Origin of the sequence: Xanthomonas populi, from assembly GCF_002940065.1 — a bacterium.
GTDB classification, from domain to species: domain Bacteria; phylum Pseudomonadota; class Gammaproteobacteria; order Xanthomonadales; family Xanthomonadaceae; genus Xanthomonas; species Xanthomonas populi.
In genome coordinates, this window is sequence record NZ_MDEJ01000001.1 from 35,016 (window position 1) to 52,298 (window position 17,283).

Genomic DNA, 17,283 nt, shown 5'->3' on the forward strand with positions numbered 1-17,283 from the left:
GGTGTCCACCACGCACGCCAGCATTGTCGGCGAGCGCAGCCATCACTTCCCGCTGACAGCTAAACCGGTTTGCTTGCCGGGCCTTCGCATGGGGAGGACACTATGGCTTCAGAACATTGACACGACGATGATCGATTCCACCCGCTATCCGCGCCTGTCCCACATCCAGACCCCCGACCATCTGCGTCGCTTCGACGAGGGCGACCTCACCGCGATCGCGGAAGAACTGCGCTCCTACCTCATCGAGTCGGTGGGCAAGAGCGGCGGGCACTTCGCGGCCGGCCTGGGCGTGATCGAACTCACCGTCGCCCTGCACTACCTGTATCAGAGCCCGGTCGATCAGCTGGTGTGGGACGTGGGCCATCAGACCTACCCGCACAAGATCCTCACCGGGCGCCGCGACCAAATCCACACGGTCAAGCAGAAGGACGGCGTGGCGCCGTTCCCCAAGCGCGAAGAAAGCATTTACGACACCTTCGGTGTCGGCCATTCCTCGACCTCGATCTCGGCCGCGCTCGGCATGGCGATCGCCGCGCAGCGCAACGGCGACGACCGTAAGGTGGTCGCGGTGATCGGCGATGGCGCGATGACCGCCGGCATGGTCTACGAGGCGCTCAATCACGCCGGCGGCATGGACCCGGAGCCGAACCTGCTGGTGATACTCAACGACAACCGCATGTCGATCTCCGAAGCGGTGGGCGGGCTGACCAAGATGCTGGGCCGTGCCAGCGGCAGCCGCACGCTCAACGCGATCCGCGAGGGCGGCAAGAAGATCCTCGGCGACAAGAAGAACAACCCCACCGCGCGTTTCGTGCGGCGCTGGGAAGAACACTGGAAAGGCATGTTCGTGCCGTCCACGCTGTTCGAAGAAATGGGCTTCCACTACACCGGCCCGATCGACGGCCACGACCTGCCCAGCCTGGTCGGCGCATTGAAGACCTTGAAGACGCTCAAGGGCCCGCAGTTGCTGCACGTCATCACCACCAAGGGCAAGGGCTACGAACTCGCCGAAGGCGACCAGATCGGCTACCACGCGGTGGGTCCGTTCGATCCGAGCAAGGGCCTGATTGCCAAGGCCGGCGCCAAGAAGCCGACCTATACCGACGTCTTCAGCGACTGGGTCTGCGACATGGCCGCGGCCGAGCCGAAGCTATTGGTGATCACCCCGGCGATGCGCGAAGGCTCGGGCCTGGTGCGTTTCAGCAAGGAATATCCGCAGCGCTATTTCGACGTGGCGATCGCCGAGCAGCACGCGGTGACGCTGGCCGCCGGCATGGCGACCCAGGGCGCAAAACCCGTTGTGGCGATCTATTCCACGTTCCTGCAACGCGGCTACGACCAGTTGGTGCATGACGTAGCGGTGCAGCAGCTGGATGTGCTTTTTGCGATCGATCGCGGCGGCGTGGTCGGCCCGGATGGCGCCACGCACGCAGGTAATCTGGACCTGAGCTTCCTGCGATGCGTGCCGCACATGGTGGTGATGGCGCCGGCCGACGAGGCCGAATGCCGCCAGATGCTGACCACCGGCATGCGCTACAAAGGCCCGGCCGCGGTGCGCTACCCGCGTGGCGTCGGCCCCGGCAGTATGGTCGATACATCGCTCACCACCTTGCCGGTCGGCAAGGCACAGCTGCGCTGCAGCGGCGCACGCATCGCCCTGCTGGGCTTTGGCGCGAGTGTGGATGCGGCAGAAGCGGTCGGGCGCGAACTTGGCCTCACCGTGGTCAACATGCGCTTCATCAAACCGCTCGATAAAACCATGCTGCTTGAGCTTGCCAAGAGCCACGAAGGCTTCGTCACCATCGAAGACAACGTCGTCGCCGGTGGCGCCGGCTCGGGCGTGGCGGAACTGCTCAACGCCGAAGCGATCACCATGCCGATGATGCACCTGGGCCTGCCGGACAGCTTCCAGCACCACGCCAGCCGCGAAGACCTGCTGGCCGAAGCTGGCATTGACCAGGCCGGTATCCGTGCCGCCGTGCTCAAACGCTGGCCGCAACTGATGGCCAGCAACGCGCCGTCGTTGAATGCTGCGGCGGGCGGAGGCTTGCGGTAGTCACAAGTTGGTGACACGCAGCAGTCGTTGCGGCGGGTGATCGAAGAATCGCTGCAGCGCCAGCAATGGATCAGGGTGCGTGTTGACGCGGATGCGCTGACGCAATGCGCGACCAACCTCATGTGCTGACGGATTAGACCTGGGGCACAGCGCCGGTGTGCGCAAACGCATCCACCAACCGCACGATGCGCGCCTGCGCATCAATGGTGTGCAGTTCTGCCTGCAGTCCACGCACGCCTGACGGCAGCTCGGTCGTGCCGAGCGCTTCGCGCAACAGCGCCGGCAAACCCTCCAACTCGCGCAACCACCATGCAGCTCCAGCGACCTGCAAGCGTGCCGCATGGTCGAACTGGTCGTAATACACGATCGATGGCAAGCCTGCGGCCAGGCAGGCATACAGAATGCCGGCGCCGCCGTGGTGCACCACCAGCGCGTAATGCTGCAGGTGCTGCGCATCGTCCAGATACGGCAGACGCTGATAGTTGCCGTGCGCCTGCTACTGCAGCGCTGCGATATCGCCATCGCTGAAAGGGAAGATCACCTCCGGGAACTGTGGCACCAGCGCGCGCAGCACCGCATCCATGCGCTGCTTGACCCAATGCAGATGCGTGCCCAGCGTCACCAGTACATGCCGCCGCCCGGCGACGAACGCGGGCGACGCAACCGACGCTGGCGGTGTAGACAACTGCGGCCCGACGAAGCGCACGGCCGCAGGCCAGCGCTGCGCCAACTCGAACGACGGCAGACCCAACGCCAGGATGCAGTGCGGCGAATACACCGCATCGCTGCGATCGCTGCGATGCATCGCCGGCAATCCGCAGGCACGCATCCGGCTTTGATAAAATGCGTGCAGGGTCCGTTTGAAGCCACGCGTCAGCCGCCGCGCCACTGCATGCCAGATCCGCTGCCTGGCATTGGATGCTGGACGCAGACCGCCGAAATATGCGGGAGGCCCGTCGCTGGTTTCGAGCACGCAGTGCGACGGCATGCTGGTCCACCACGCTATTCCCATCGCCTGCGCGGCCAACCCCGCACTGGGCAGAGCGAAATCGACGATGATCAGGTCGGGCCTTCGCTCGGGCCAGCGCTCTTTCAGCACATCCCCCATCCGCCCCATCAAGCCAAGCGCGTAGTGCAGTTGTCGGCGCANCCGCATGCGGGGGGGGGGGGCGGCAATCTCCAGCAACAGACGATCGGCTTGCGTATCAAGCACGCTGACTGCCATCAAGCCGCATGCACGGATACGCGCCTGCGCCGCCGGGGTGCTGATGACGTGCACCTCGTGATGTGGTGCCAACTGACGGGCGACCGCCAGGATTGGATGCAGATGTCCGCTATACGGCGGCGCGATCCGATCGATGCGCATGTGCCCTCCCCTGTACGGCGTGTTCGACCTGCGCGATGAACGCCTGGCAATCGGCGAGCACCGTCGCGTCCGGCAGGTAATGCATATGCCCGCATGCAGGTGTCAGATCGAACGTCGCACCGAACAGCGCGCGCGAAATCCAGTCGCACTGTCCTTGCACTGCGCGCAGCTGCCCGAACGACGCGGGCGCGGTGCACACCGGGCCGTAGGCGAACACCGCCAGACGCGCACGTAGTGCGTGCGGAAGCTGCAACGCGGTGAGTAGTTGCAGGCCCCATTGTTGTTGACGAACTGCCACAACAGGCGGCCAGCCAGCGTTGCGCTGTCCTGGTAGTACGGCAGCGCAGTGACGACATCGGCGTGGGTCAGATCCTGCAACACTTGTGCGAGCGCGTTGTTGGTCAGCTGCGCATCGTTGTCGAGAATCAGGCTGATTGGCGCGCGAACCAGCGGCAGCGCGTAGTCGAGCTTCCATGCTTTCGGATTGATGCCGGGTGGCGCCGGGCGCACCAGCACAGGCTCGATGCGTCGCTGCGGATACAGCGTCGCCAATGCATCGGCAACCGTATTTTCTGCGTCATCTTCTGCATCCAGCAGCCAGATGAAGTGCGCATCTGACAGCGCCTGCAGGTTGGCGCAAGCACGTCCTGCAAATGCACATCGCCGCCAAGCACCGGCTGCAAAATCGCCACCTTGGCCTGCGTTGCGGTGGCCGGCTGCAAACGCGGCGCGATGGCGGCGCGATAGAGGTAATCGCACAGCGTATCGATATAAATCAGATCACCGATCACCGGCTGTGTCTGGGCGATAAAGCATGGCAACGCGCCTTTGCGCGCAGCGGCGATCACGCGCGGGAACAGCACCGTATCTCCCGGCCCGAACACCGCACGTGGGCGCAGCACGGATTTCTCGCCTGGATACGCCTCGAGCAAGGTTTCGCCGAGGTCTTGGTCTGCGCGTAGGTATTGACGAACCCCGGTCCGATCTGAGTATCTTCGGTGAGATCGTATTGATGTTCCTGGCGATAGAATACCGAACTGGACGACATATACAGCAGACGCGGGCAGCCATTGCGCTTGCAGAACTCGATGCCATTGGCGGTGGCCTGTACGGTGCCGACTAGCGCGAACAGATCGCCGCGCTGCCAACGCTGCTCGATCCGCACGTGATGCAAGGCATGCGGCAACGATGCAGCAACCTGATTGCCGGTGGCGTGCAGAATGCGAATCACCTGAGCGAAGCGCAGTCTCAAGGTCTGCACCACATGATCCAAACCGCCGCCGGAGGCCTGGTGCGGCACCAGGCAGTGCAACGCCGCCGTCGTGTTGCCTGCCTCGCGTAGCAGTTGCTCCCAGAAGGCAGGCAGGTAGCGCGCAGCGAAGCGATAGGCGCCGCGCCCATCCATGCTGAAGGTGCGCAAGGCATCGGGCGCGCTTTCTTCGCCGCGCGGATAACGCGTGCCGCCGCCGCGAATGCGGCACAGATCGGCGCCATTGCCATCACCGGACAGGCGACTGGACAGGAATGCCGAACCTTCATCGATGGCACTGCGCCCCACGATCACTACAGCCGCACCATCGCCGAACAACCCGGCCATGGCCGGCGCCGATGTATCCAGCCCGCCCGATGCCACCTCGCTGGAGACGATCAATACGCGCTGGTGATGCCCAAGCGCCAGCGCATTAGCAGCCATGTCCGATGCCACCATGAAGACTCAGACAGATCGCGTTGATGTCGAACGCGGGAATACCCGAATCGCCTAGACCAAGCGCGCGCTGGATCAACACCGCCTGGCAGGGAATCGGCTGCGCCATGACGCTGCAGACCGAAATCAGGCAATCGATGTCGCCAGCTTCGATGCCGGCGCTTGCCAGCGCCTGGGTCGCGGCGGCAGCGCCCATCGACGATGCGGTCTCGCCCTCGCCCACGTCATGGCGCGTGGCCACACCCGAGCGCGCGAACGTGGTGCCCGCCGGCAATTGCCAGCGCGCGTCCAACTGTTGCCAGGTCACCCCCGTTGCGGGGACATTGCGCCCGGTGCCCAGAATGCGCAGCGGCAATGCGTTCAACGCGGAGGTCTCATTGGACAGGGCGCGCAGCATAACGTGGCTGGCGTTGGCCGACCTGATCGATCGCGGGATCGCACGCTGCGCATCGCCTCCAGACGAAGAAGACCATGGCACGGCCGATCAAGCCCTTGAAGCGGCCGTCAAACTTGCTGCGTTCACCGCAAGGAAGCAGACCCCGTTGGCAGACATCAATGCCTCGCCGCTGATGGATGTCATGTTGGTGCTTGATGCAGCGTGTACCACGCCTACACGCCCGCTCTAAGCGCGCAGTCCGCACTTACGGGACGCTGCTCGTGACGTTTTGCCAGCCGCTTTCATCTCGGGCAACAACAGGCCCGGGATTCCCGCTGCTACCTCACGGCGCCTCCACCTCATACCCCATTGCCTGCAATCGTGCGAGATAGCCGTCCGGCGCCGTGAGCCGGCTGATCGGCAGTACCGCGAAGGTGCTGCGATTACGCTGCAGCGCCGTGCTGGCGATGCCCAGCCAGCGTTCGCGCATGCGGCGTTCGAGATCGTCGATACCACGCGCCTTTGCCGCACCCGAACTGGCCATCGCGCTCATGCAGGCGGCTTGCGGATCCTCGCGCGGTAGCTGGCGCAGCGCTTCGATGTCCCCCACCGACCAGGCGTTGGCGCGCTCGACCATCGTGGGCAGGTCGCGCTCCACCGTGACCAGAATGCTGCGAAAGCACGCGGTATCGTCCATGCCGCCGGCACGGAATTCCTTGATGGCCTGGCGCGGGTCCTTGATCTTGTAGTCCAGCGCAGTAGGTGTCGGCTTGATGCCTGCGCGCTTGGCAGCGCGCTCCACCACCGACCAGATCACCGGCGAGCGGGCAAGGCCGGAACGCTTGATCGCCGCCTGATACAACTCGCCGGCGGCAAGCATCGGACGCTTGCGCTCCACACCCCGATCGCTGCCGATATAGCGTGCCTTGGCGATGCTCCAGCGCCCATACAGCTCGGCCGGTAACACCTCGCGCAGTTCGCGGCCGTTTTCGTTTTTCATCGCCTTCGTCGCGGAGGGCAGCAAGGTCAGTTTGCCGAAGAACCCCATGTCCGCATCGATCTGCACGGTCGGCGCCATCAGCACCTGCTGGGACTGCCCGATGATGGTTTCCACCTCGGCCGATTGCCACTGCAACCGCTTCGGCAGCGGCGACAAGGTGCCCAGGATCCACAACACGTGATCGCCCTTGCTGACCTTCCACAAGCCCGGGCCGGGTTACACGCCGCGCACCATCATCGCCTCCAGATCGACCACCGCCGGTGACGATGGCGCAGCGACTTTCGGCACTGCGCCATCGCTGGACGCCGCCAGCAGCGACACCAGCATCAATCCCGCTCCCCACACCGCCCGCTTGCGTCGCATCACGTGTCGCCCCCTGTGTGAGAACGCGGACACTACGCCAAGCCCGCCACCGACGCGTTAGGGAAGCGTTCGGCATTGCAGACCCAACCTTGGCTCAGCGCGGGACCAGGACTGCCAACTGCGCGGCCAGCGGCGAGGCATGGTCGAGCAGCGCGAACCCTTCCCACAGGAATCCCGGCGAGACCGTGCAACCCACCAGGGTGAAATCGCCGAGCGAGCGCGCCGCTTGCCAGCAGCCGGCCGGCACCACGTGCATCGGCTCGCCGCGCTCGGCCGCATCCAGGGTCAGGCGTTGCAACTGCCCGCTGGTCTCGTCGTAGATCAGCAGCTCCAGCGCATCGCCTTGCTGCCAATGCCAGCTTTCCTCGGCGTCCACACGATGCCAGCTGCTGTATTCGCCGGCGCTGAGCAAAAAACGAATCGCGGTGAGCGCGCGACGTGTGTGCACGCCATCGGTGACGTGACGCGTAGAGGCATACACACGGCGAAAATGCCCGCCTTCCGGATGCGGGGCGAGGTCTAACGAGCGAATCAGGTCAGCTGCGGTTGGATGCATCGCTGCATGCTAAGACAGCGCGCGCCGCCGTGCATCAGGGTAAATGCTTACCAGCACGCAGACAGGTGCGGAAGAACACCAGCAGATCCCAGCTATAGCGCTTGAGCAGACGGCGTGGCTCGTGGAGCAGCCGATACATCCATTCCATATGTAGACGCTGCACCCAATCGGGCGCACGCTTGGCGGTGCCGGACAAGAAGTCCAGCAGCGCGCCGACACCGAACACCAGGGGCACCTTCAGCGCCTGGCTGTGATCAAGGATCCATCGCTCCTGCAGTGGATTACCGAAGGCCACCAGCAGCACATCGGCACCGGAACGGTTGATGCGCTCGGCAAGCCCCTCGCCTGCGGCGGCAAATTCGCCGTAGCCATCGCAGATGCCAACCACGTGCTGACCCAACCTACCGGTCAGCGTGGCGGCTGCGGTCTTGCCCACGCCGGGGCGCCCGCCCAGCAGGAAGAACTTGAGCGGATGCGCCGCCCCACGACACAGAGACGGAATCAGATCGGTGCCATTGAGGTTGCCGGCAAAGCGGCGGCCATGGATCAGCCGCGCGGCCAGATCCATCCCGATTCCGTCATTGACGATGCGCACGTTGGGCTCGCGCATCCGCATGCGCAGCGCCTGGCATTGCACGATGAAATTGGTGTTGGCAAAGAACACCCGACGCCGCTGCTGCGCCGCCAGCGCATGAAACAATTCCAGCGCAAAGGCCTGTTGCGTCGTGGACAACACCGGAAACCCGCCAAGCGGAATCACCACGCCTTGTGGTGGCGCGCCGTTGGCAGCCGCGGCAGTCGTTGTTTCCTTTTCCACGCGCTGGCCCTGCATCATCGAATCACCAAAGGTCGTAAGGGAATGCGGCCAGCAATCCGGCCTGCAAACTCGCCAGGTCGAACTCGCCATTGCCGCCCAGATCCAGACACTCTTCCACGCTATTGCCCGAATGCCACTGCGTGCGTCCGGTGCCGTTGTAGTAGTCGTCGTACTTGAAGCGGTCTTCGCCGTTGCCCCAGTCCAGATACACCGCCGGGATCCCGTACGCCTCGGCCAGAATCAGCCCGTGCAGCGAGCTGCTGATCACCAACTCGGCGCCCAGCAATGCGCTCATGAAGGTCGCAGGCTTGACGTTGGGAAACACCAGATGGTCGGCATACGCGCTGTATTTTTCGACCGGCTCGTTGAAGTGCGGAACGATGGCGAACGGACGCTTGTTGAGCGCGCCAAGCGCATCGGCGGGAAAGAACATCGGCGTCAGCAGACCCGGGTCGCCATAGACCTCCGGCACCGCGATGCCGCGCTCCATCAAAAACTTGCGCGTCTTCGGCCCGCGCACCGCCCGCACGTCGAGCGTACTGAAGGTATTGCGTTCGGCTGGAATCTTGCCGTTGATGCCGCTGCCCCAGACGGTGTCGCCATCTTTGGCGAAGTGCAGCATCGAGCCGATCGCGATCAATTTCTTGCTGAGATCGCGCTTTTCAATCAGCGTTTTGTCCTGCAAGGAAAGCACGCAGGAGACGATCACCTTGGACAGGTGATCCCCCATGTTGACGCCAGCGTTTTTCGGCTGCCACCATAACAATGCACGACGTTCGGCATGTTCTATCCACTTCTGCAGTAAAGCGTTGCCCATCGTGAGGGATCTCCTTTAAAAAAACGAATGAGCGAGCCGCATCAATGCGAGAGCGCAGCCTCCGGGGAGGTCGCGGCTACGCCGGTGTTCTGCGGATACAGACAGGTCTCTGGATACGCACCGGGATTGAGCACGCGATCGGTGGTATCGGACCAATTCAGACACTGGCGATAGCGCACGCGCGGTGCTTCCAATGCCAGCCCGATTGCCGCAATGATCGAATCAGCGTTGCCTGGAGTGTAGCCGAAACGCGACTGATAGGTCCCGACGACGACGTTCGGGCAGACCGCCGGCAGGCCAAAAAAATCGTACTGCAACAGCTTCATCGAGCTGTCGGCCAGATAGATCGGCACTTGTTCGGATGCATAAGGCGCAATACCGAAACGGGCGTGCTTGATGTAGCCGATGGTCTCGACGTGCTTCATTTCGCCATAGACCGTCACGTTGTCGCCGTATCCAGGATGACGCCCCATGCCCGAGCCGATCACATGAAAGGTTACATGCGGAAAGGCCTTGCTGGCGACGACGAAGAATTCCGGATCGAACAACATCGAGCCCACTGCTACCGCGTGAATGCCCTCGCCATACGGCGATGGATCGCCCAGCTGATCCAGGTTGTGATCCACGCCGTGGCCGACGTGATAGACGTTGTCGCGGCTTGCCACTTCCCCGGCCATCGCTGGCGACACGAGTGCGATCACATCGAGCGTTGGCGCAACACGGTCGAACTCGCGCTCGATGTAGGACGCCACATTGATCGTGCTCAAGGCATCGGATGCACGATAGACCAGCTTGGCTGCAGGATTGGTGCGCTTGGCAAGCTCGATGAAAGCGACTGCGATGCCGCTTTCGAACACGATCACGTCCGCCTCGCGCATCCAGTCAAGCAACTGACGTGGCGGATGTGCGGCGTACCAGCGGAACATCGCATCCTCCACCGCACGTAGCCACGCACGGCGCGTATTGAACGGATGCACCGTGGTCCGCCACAGATAGCAGTCGACTCCCTTGTGCGAGACGACGGTGTTCGCCGTTTCGTCCAGCGGCAGTCGCATGTCGCCCTTCATGCGCGAGAGCCTGCTGTAGCGCAGCGAGAAGAATCGCGTGGTCCCGCGCAATGCCAGTTGATCGGTGATGAAGTGGATATTGGCGCGACGCGGCGTGCGGTAATCGTGTGCGGACAAGACCAGATAGCAAGGCCGGGCAATGCCGGTAGCGGCGGCGGGTGTGTCGCTCATGGGCCGTGTCCTATGGATGAGTGAGAGAAAACATGCACGAACGCAGACGGAGGCAATGACGATCTCATCGGCGCGCCTTGGCCTGGGTCAGTAATTTGCGGATGTTGACGATGGACAACACATCGCGGCGAAACGCCGGCCAGATCGCCAGGGCAAGCAGACAGACTGCAGCCATCGCCCCCGCGCCGGCGGCAAGTTGCTGCCACAACGGGCCACCCGCGGCGACCGAGGCGTAGTACGCGCAGCCACCGGCCACGCCATATGCCACCATCGGGCGCAAGGCGTTGGTAAACAGCGAGCGCACTGGCGCGTCGGAAATCTTGCCAATCCAGACCAGCGACAACGACCAGATCAAGAGCAGCCCGAACGAATAGCCGATCGCCACGCCCATCGCGCCCCAGCGCGAGCCGGCAAAGATGCAACCAATCAGCACGATGCGCCCAACCAGCGAGTAAATCAGCTGCTGGCGCATCAACCCCTTGGACAGGAAGACCCAATAGGTTGCGTAGGATGCGGTCTGGAAAATTCCGCCCAGGGTCAGCACCTGAAACAACGGCACCGCATCGCGCCACTGCTCGCCAAGCACCAGCACGATCAACGGCATCGCAACCGCACAGGAAAATGCGAACAGCGCAAAGATCAAGTGCACCATCACCGTCTGCCCACGCAGCAGAAAGGCGTTGAAGCGCTCGCGGTCGTCCTGCAGCTGCGACAATACCGGCAACGCCACGCTGGTCGCCGGCGCGTTGATCTGGTTCAACGGCATCATCAGCAACTGGAAGGCGCGGTTGTACAGGCCCAGTGCGTCCGGGCCGGTGCGCCAACCGATGATGACCTGGCCGACATTGCGGCTGGCATATCCCAGCAACTGCGCGGCCATCAGATTCCAGCCGAAGCTCATGAAATCGCGCATCGGCGCGGCACGCTGGTAGCCGCGTGGCAACCAGCGTGAGCAACTCGCGGCAATCAAGAAATTGACGCTGGCTTGCACCACCTGCTGCACCACCAGCGCCCAATATCCCCAACCAAGCAACGCCGCAGCAACAGCTGCGACCAAGCCCAATACCTGCGAACCCACATCGCTCAACGCAACCTGCCCGAAGCGCAACCCACGGCTCAGATGCGCGCGGTACTGCGTGGTCATGCCGTTTATCAGGAAGGTCACCGCCAGTGCCTGCGAGATCATCACCAGCGCCGGTTCTTTGTAGAAATTGGCGATCAGGTGGGAAGAGGCATACACCACCACCGACAGCGACAACCCGATACCGCTATTGATCCAGAACAGGTTGTCGCGTTGTTCGCGGCTGACATGCTTGGCTTGCACCGCAGCGGCAGACAGGCCGAAATCACGCAGGATCTCGGCTGCACCGACGATCGCTGTGACCATCGCCATCAGGCCGTAGTCATAGGGCGTCAGCAACCGCGCCAGCAGAATGATGCCGCCGAACTGCACGACCATCTTGGCCGACTGGCCGATCATGGTCACCGCTGCGCCACCGGCGGCACGCGAACCGAGGCTGCGTGGTGGGGGCGGCGTGGGGGATGTCATCGTTGGGATCTCTGCGGTCACAGCGCGGCGTCTCCATCCTTGCCGAGCGCTTCCAGGTAGGTGCGGTAGTGCAACTGCCCGATCCGTGGCCAGTCACGTTGCGATAGATCCGGCGCCGGGCCGCGCGGCGCGGCGCGTACCTTGTCCAGCATGCCGGTCAGCAATGCTGCATCGAAATCGCCTTCATAGAGAAACACCCAGCCCGGGCCGACTTCCTCGGCGATGGCCGCATTCGACTCGCTCCACGGTGCCAGCACCGGGCGCGCCAGCGACAACGCCAGCAGCAAGGTGCCGGAGTTGTGCATCTGCCGATACGGCAACACCACCAGCTCGGCTGCGCTGACTTCGCCCGCCAACACCGGCTCTTCGACATAGGCCAGCAGCGCGGTGACGCGCGGATCCTGCGCGCAGGCATCCTCGACCAACGTGCGCATCTGCGGAGTGGCGGGGTTGCCGACGATACGTAGATTCAAGCGCGCATCGTCCACTTCGCGCATCACATCCAGCAGCGTTTCCACGCCCTTGTACGGACGAATCAAACCGAAGTGCAACAGCCGCCCCGGCACCGTACTGCCCTGCTGCATGGTCGCGAACCAGTCGCGATAATGGCCGTGCAGGATGGTGTCGGTGAACGGCGGCCGCGGCGGCGTGGTCGCATTGATGCGGATCCAGCGACGCGTCAGGCGGTCGATCCACCGCAACAAGCTGCGCTCACGCCAACCGCGATCTTCATGCGGGGCCAGGTTGTGCAAGGTGCGCACCACCGGCGTGCCGGTCAGTTGCAGCTTGAGCAACAACAGCGCCGCACACACCTGTTTGGCCAACGTGCCGGCAGCACTGGGATGGCGCAGCAGATACTCCGGCCAATGCAGATGCAATACGTCGTAACGCGACAACAACGCATCGCGCATCGAGAAGAAGCGTGGTTGCACCGCATCCGGCAGCGAAGCGTAAAGCTGGGTCAGATACGGGTTAGTGCTGGCGTTGGGCTTCTCGGTGGAGAACAGCACGGTGACCTGCGGCTGCATGCCCGCACGTGTCAGCGAGGGCGAGGCAAGCGCGCTCATCGCACCGCCTCCTGCGCGCGGCGGGTGCCCAGCGCGCTGTGGTATTCGTCGATGTAGCGCCCCACCACATGCTTCCAGTCGTAGCGGCTCACATACGCCATGGATGCCGTGCGACGCGTGTCGAAATCCTCATCAGAATGCAGCGCAAGCGCCTGCACCTGATCGGCCGCTGTCTCGAGCTTGTCGCGATTGACGATCACGCCCTGGCCCGACTCGCCGGCAAGACGCACGAACGGCGGGATATCGCTGAGGATCGGAATCAGGCCTGCACTCATCGCCTCGACCGCCGCAATGCCGAACCCTTCATGCCGCGACAGGCACACGAAGAACTGTGCCTGATGCATCAACGCCCGCAACTGCTCCTGCGAAGGCGACATGCTCAGCTGCACCTTGTCCTGCAGACCACGCTCCGCGATCGCCTTGCGCAGATCGGCCTCGTTCAAATCGTACTCGCGGCCGGCGATGATCAGCCGCCACTGCGGGTCGCGCTTGAGCGCGGCCTGGAGCAACTCCAGGGTTTCGATCAGCCCCTTGTTCACCGACCAGCGCCCGAAATACAGCATCGTGCGCCCGGGCGTCGTTGCGCCCTGCCCTGCGTACTTCTCCACATCGACGCCGTTCTCGATCACCCGCAAGCGCGCCGGCGACACCACCTTGGCGAACAGATCGCCATCGTTCTCGCTGGTAGCGATCACCCGCGCATACGCCAGCGCAGAAGTGCGGGTCAGCGTCTGAAACCACAACTGCTTCATCCGCGAGGCGTAAGCGGTATGGAAAAACCCGCCATGCGTGGAGACCACCATCGGCTTGCCATGCAGCGGCTTGGTCAGCGCAAGATAGTCGTAGAAGAAATCGATGCCATGCAAATGCACCAGATCCGCCGAGCGAATCGCACCGAGCACCGATGGCGCAAACGGGTAGCGCGACGAACCGCGGTAACCGATGCGCCGGATCGGCAGGCCCTGATGCGTTTCCTGCGCAGCAAGTTGCGCGCCTGGATCGGTGAACACCCGGTCCAACGTCACGATCTCCACCGTATCGTCACTGTTGGCCTGATGTTGACGGGCCACATTGAGAACGACTTCCTCCATGCCTCCGATCGAAGGATGGAATTGGCGGACAACATGCACCACTTTCATTACGCCAATCTCCTGTGCCCGCAACGCGCAACTGCGCGTTGCGACGGCTGATGATTCTGGAAGCTCGTCATTTACCTTTCAACCCCAACATCCACGGCGCAATGCGCACCAACACTGCACGCATCGGCACACTGGCAACAATCGCCACCGTGCACAAACTCATCGCCCATGCTGGCGTGCCGATCATGCTGGGTGCGATCACACCGGTGCGTGCCACCACGCTGGTGAGTACCAGAAACGCCAACGTATGCGTGCACAGAATCAGCAAGGTGTTGGCGCCAATCCACTGCAGCCAACGCCATTGCCGAACGAAGTAGGAAACGCACAAGGTCATCGCCGTGCCCAGCAGGCTGACCAGCAAAAACACCGCAGCGGACTGCCCGAACTGCAGATTGTTCACATCCACTTGCCCGTTCCATGCCGCCAACCACCACCAGGCTGCTGCCAGCACCGGGAGTGCCAACGCCCATGCCATGGCGCCAAGCGATCGCAGCGCATCGGCGTAGCGCGATAGCCAGCCGCCAACGGCGATGAAGAACAGCGCGACCGGCAACACGTCCACCGCAAACGGAAGCCGCAGCTGCAGCGACGGGAACCAGCCGGCCCACGCCAATGCAAGCGGCAGGCAGGTCGCAGCCAGCACCGTCGTACTCAAGCGCGCGCGCAATGCAATGTAGGCGAGCGTGGTGACAAACAGCGCCGGCAAAAACCACAACGCCGGAAGCACATACAGGCTTGCGCCGTTGGCCCAGAACAGACCCGCAAACGGATCCCACCACGGCAAGCTGTGCGATGGATGCGCCGCGCGGCTGGTCACTCCCATCAACATCCAGCAAGCGTAGGCCACTAGAAAAAACGCGAGGTAGGGAATGAGCAGCGTGCGCGCCAACTTCTTGATCGTCGCCACCGTCATTGCAAGGCGGCCGAAGCGCTCGCCCACCCAGCCGGACAGCACAAAAAACAACGGAACGTGAAAGCTGTAGGCGAACAGCTTGTAGGCCGACGGCATGCCGCTGGCATGCCCCAACACCACCAGCACGATGGCCAGCGCTTTTGCTGCATCGATCTGCCAATCGCGGGTCAATGCCGGCGCTGGCGCGGCCCTGGACCCCGAGCTGTCATGCCTGGCTGCAGTGGAATACGCCGTGGTTGTCATGGTGCGGTGCCGGTCATGCCGCCACCGGGCGTGCACCCAATGTCCACGGCGCGAATCGCATCAAAAACCAACGTAGCGGCACGCATGCGGCCAACGCGAAGACGGTGACGAACAACGCCCAGCCAAGCCCAGGACGCGAGGCACCGAATCCGCCAGCCAGTGCTGCAACACCGGAGAGCACAAAAAACACCAGCATGTGCGTGCACAGGATCAACAACGTATTGCGCCCGATCCACTGCACCCATGCCCAGCCTTGCACCAACCGCGCGGCGCAGATCACCATCAGCGACCCAAGCACTGCACTCAGCAGAAACAGCGCATGATTGCGGCCGAATTCCAGCATATTGACGTCGATCCGGCCGTTGACATCAGCCAGCCAGGCAACCCCAATCGCCAGCACTACCGTCGCAAGCACGCTCCCAACCAACGACTTCGGCAGGTGCGGCGAGAGGTGGATCAGCAAGGCGCCAAGTGCATAGAAGCACAGCAACACCGGTAAAACATCCAGCCCGAAAAAAATCCGCACACCCTGCGCCGGGAACCAGTGCATCCAGAACCAGGCCACGGCCAGCGATGCCACCGCAATCACCACCGGCGACAGCCAGCGGCGCAGCAGCACGTAACCAACCACCGTCACCAGCATCACTGGAAGAAACCAAAGTGGAGGTTGCACATATGTGCCTGCGTCGCCGCCAGATTCATCGCGCCCCTCCCGCAGGCAATGGCAGCTGCCCGCCATCGTCGGTTGGATCCTGCTTGCTCACCTTAGCCGTCGTTGCAGCAGACCAGGTCGGCAGCATGTGCCACATGCAGCCGCACACGAACCACCACAGCGCCGAGGTCTTGATCGAAAAGTAGCCGTTGGACACTAGCAGACTCAGCGCGAACGCAAAGATCGCCAGATTCTTGAACAGCTGCCCTTCCTTGCTCGGCATCAGCAGCAGGAACGAATAGGACAACAGAAACGCCAGCACGCCGACGATCGACTGCGATGCGATGAAGTAGGCAATGCCACTGTCGAAGTAGCGATACGCCTGCGCAAAATCCAGGCCCATCCAGGACTCGAACGACAGGTTGTTCATCGAATACACGGTGAAGAATATCCGCCCCATCGTGGTGTCTTGATACGCGGTGATCCCGGTGATCCACACCAGCAACCACGCGGTCATGATCACCACCAGAAAAACCAGGAACGCCAGTCGCTGATCCAGGCGTCTTAGTAGCGGCGACAGCAGCACCATCAGCACACAGGTGCCCGCCGCGAGCCGTCCATCGGAGGCAACGATCATGAAACCGATCAAGCCGACCGACAGAATCAGCATCGACGGCCGCATCCAACGCCAGAACACCAACACGATTGCGGTGAAAAAGCAGATGTAATTGCCCATCGTCACCGGCTCGATGAACATCGAGGAGGCGCGCGGCAAGTTGGAGCCCGGCAGGAAGTTACGCTCGCCCGGCCGCGTGGCGCTGACGAACAGATTGCTGTCTTCGTTCCAGAAGCCTTCCGCGCTCATGCCACGCGCGTTGACGAAGAAGCTCTTCGGATTGACCAGATCGCCGTAGGCGCTTGGCATCGCCAGCTCGAAGGCGGCAACCAGCGAGACGATGATCGTCATGCGCACGAACAGCTTGGGCACCGACCCGGTATAGGCCGAACCCAGCACGACAAACGCAAACACCACCAGGGCATCGCGGAAAAATTTGGGATCGATCTGCCAGTTCACCAAAAAGCGCACGAACATCAAGGTGACGATCAGCCCCAACCCGCTGATGATCAACGCGATGCGCTTGCGGCTCATCGAGCCCAGGCCAAGCAGGAAGCACGCGGCGTAGATGATGAACTCGACTGCATAGGTGATCACCGGACGTACGGTGAACACGTTCGCGTTGATCAGCGCCAGTACTAGGTTGTAACCCACGCCGACCAGCAGCGTCAGTTCGATCAGCAGGTTATGCCAGCGAACGCGGGTCTCCTCGCTCATTTGGATCAGCATGCAGACGCCTGCTTGAAGGGGGCGGCTGCGATGCAGCCGCCCGCGGCGCTGAACGCGCCAGGTCGCACACTTCCCACCATC

The 17,283-nt window shown here is 62.9% G+C and carries 11 protein-coding genes and 7 pseudogenes; 2 read left to right on the forward strand and 16 right to left on the reverse strand.

What is annotated here, in order from left to right; genetic code table 11:
- Positions 1-127: 127 nt before the first annotated feature.
- A complete protein-coding gene (gene dxs, locus XpopCFBP1817_RS00170) occupies positions 128-2,056 on the forward strand; it encodes a 1-deoxy-D-xylulose-5-phosphate synthase (RefSeq protein WP_128415472.1) in 1,929 nt (642 codons plus the stop codon).
- Between the two features lie 133 nt (positions 2,057-2,189).
- Here dxs and XpopCFBP1817_RS00175 read toward each other — a convergent pair.
- The 5 pseudogenes from XpopCFBP1817_RS00175 to XpopCFBP1817_RS23845 all read right to left on the reverse strand — a co-directional run.
- Positions 2,190-3,205 (reverse strand): annotated as a pseudogene (locus XpopCFBP1817_RS00175) (glycosyltransferase); the annotation flags it as partial.
- Position 3,206: 1 nt separating this feature from the next.
- Positions 3,207-3,422 (reverse strand): annotated as a pseudogene (locus tag XpopCFBP1817_RS22445) (glycosyltransferase); the annotation flags it as partial.
- Positions 3,391-3,726 (reverse strand): annotated as a pseudogene (locus XpopCFBP1817_RS23670) (hypothetical protein); the annotation flags it as partial. The pseudogenes XpopCFBP1817_RS22445 and XpopCFBP1817_RS23670, both read right to left, overlap by 32 nt.
- Positions 3,684-4,135, reverse strand: a pseudogene (locus tag XpopCFBP1817_RS22005) (glycosyltransferase); the annotation flags it as partial. The pseudogenes XpopCFBP1817_RS22005 and XpopCFBP1817_RS23670, both read right to left, overlap by 43 nt.
- 377 nt (positions 4,136-4,512) lie before the next feature.
- Positions 4,513-5,524, reverse strand: a pseudogene (locus tag XpopCFBP1817_RS23845) (3-oxoacyl-[acyl-carrier-protein] synthase III C-terminal domain-containing protein); the annotation flags it as partial.
- A 13-nt stretch (positions 5,525-5,537) separates the two neighbouring features.
- On the opposite strand from XpopCFBP1817_RS23845, the gene XpopCFBP1817_RS00200 reads away from it, so the two are divergent.
- The gene (locus tag XpopCFBP1817_RS00200) at positions 5,538-5,753 is read left to right on the forward strand and encodes a hypothetical protein (RefSeq protein WP_128415474.1); all 216 of its coding nucleotides are present in this window, start codon (positions 5,538-5,540) and stop codon (positions 5,751-5,753) included.
- 93 nt (positions 5,754-5,846) lie between these two features.
- On the opposite strand, the pseudogene XpopCFBP1817_RS00205 reads toward XpopCFBP1817_RS00200, so the two are convergent.
- The 11 genes and pseudogenes from XpopCFBP1817_RS00205 to XpopCFBP1817_RS00255 form a co-directional block, all read right to left on the reverse strand.
- Positions 5,847-6,866: pseudogene (locus tag XpopCFBP1817_RS00205) on the reverse strand (TraB/GumN family protein).
- A gap of 94 nt (positions 6,867-6,960) precedes the next feature.
- Positions 6,961-7,422 (reverse strand): cupin domain-containing protein, encoded by a 462-nt coding sequence (locus XpopCFBP1817_RS00210; protein WP_128415475.1) that lies wholly within the window; start codon positions 7,420-7,422, stop codon positions 6,961-6,963.
- Between the two features lie 34 nt (positions 7,423-7,456).
- Positions 7,457-8,257 carry a WecB/TagA/CpsF family glycosyltransferase gene (locus XpopCFBP1817_RS00215; protein WP_167393761.1) on the reverse strand — a complete coding sequence of 267 codons (801 nt, stop codon included), beginning with the start codon at positions 8,255-8,257 and terminating at the stop codon, positions 7,457-7,459.
- Between the two features lie 4 nt (positions 8,258-8,261).
- On the reverse strand, positions 8,262-9,056 hold the full coding sequence (locus tag XpopCFBP1817_RS00220; RefSeq protein ID WP_128415476.1) for a polysaccharide pyruvyl transferase family protein: 795 nt from the start codon (positions 9,054-9,056) through the stop codon (positions 8,262-8,264).
- 41 nt (positions 9,057-9,097) lie between these two features.
- A complete protein-coding gene (locus tag XpopCFBP1817_RS00225) occupies positions 9,098-10,294 on the reverse strand; it encodes a GumK N-terminal domain-containing glycosyltransferase (RefSeq protein ID WP_128415477.1) in 1,197 nt (398 codons plus the stop codon).
- Between the two features lie 64 nt (positions 10,295-10,358).
- Positions 10,359-11,843, reverse strand: coding sequence for a lipopolysaccharide biosynthesis protein (locus XpopCFBP1817_RS00230; RefSeq protein ID WP_167393762.1), 1,485 nt, complete (start codon positions 11,841-11,843; stop codon positions 10,359-10,361).
- Between the two features lie 17 nt (positions 11,844-11,860).
- The gene (locus tag XpopCFBP1817_RS00235; protein ID WP_128415479.1) at positions 11,861-12,910 is read right to left on the reverse strand and encodes a glycosyltransferase; all 1,050 of its coding nucleotides are present in this window, start codon (positions 12,908-12,910) and stop codon (positions 11,861-11,863) included.
- The gene (locus tag XpopCFBP1817_RS00240; RefSeq protein WP_128415480.1) at positions 12,907-14,049 is read right to left on the reverse strand and encodes a glycosyltransferase family 4 protein; all 1,143 of its coding nucleotides are present in this window, start codon (positions 14,047-14,049) and stop codon (positions 12,907-12,909) included. The genes XpopCFBP1817_RS00235 and XpopCFBP1817_RS00240 overlap by 4 nt, the downstream gene beginning before the upstream one ends.
- 67 nt (positions 14,050-14,116) lie before the next feature.
- Positions 14,117-15,205 carry an acyltransferase family protein gene (locus XpopCFBP1817_RS00245; RefSeq protein WP_128415481.1) on the reverse strand — a complete coding sequence of 363 codons (1,089 nt, stop codon included), beginning with the start codon at positions 15,203-15,205 and terminating at the stop codon, positions 14,117-14,119.
- A 13-nt stretch (positions 15,206-15,218) separates the two neighbouring features.
- Positions 15,219-15,881 (reverse strand): annotated as a pseudogene (locus XpopCFBP1817_RS00250) (acyltransferase family protein); the annotation flags it as partial.
- Positions 15,882-15,903: 22 nt separating this feature from the next.
- A complete protein-coding gene (locus XpopCFBP1817_RS00255) occupies positions 15,904-17,190 on the reverse strand; it encodes a polysaccharide biosynthesis protein GumE (RefSeq protein ID WP_167393765.1) in 1,287 nt (428 codons plus the stop codon).
- Positions 17,191-17,283 lie beyond the last annotated feature (93 nt).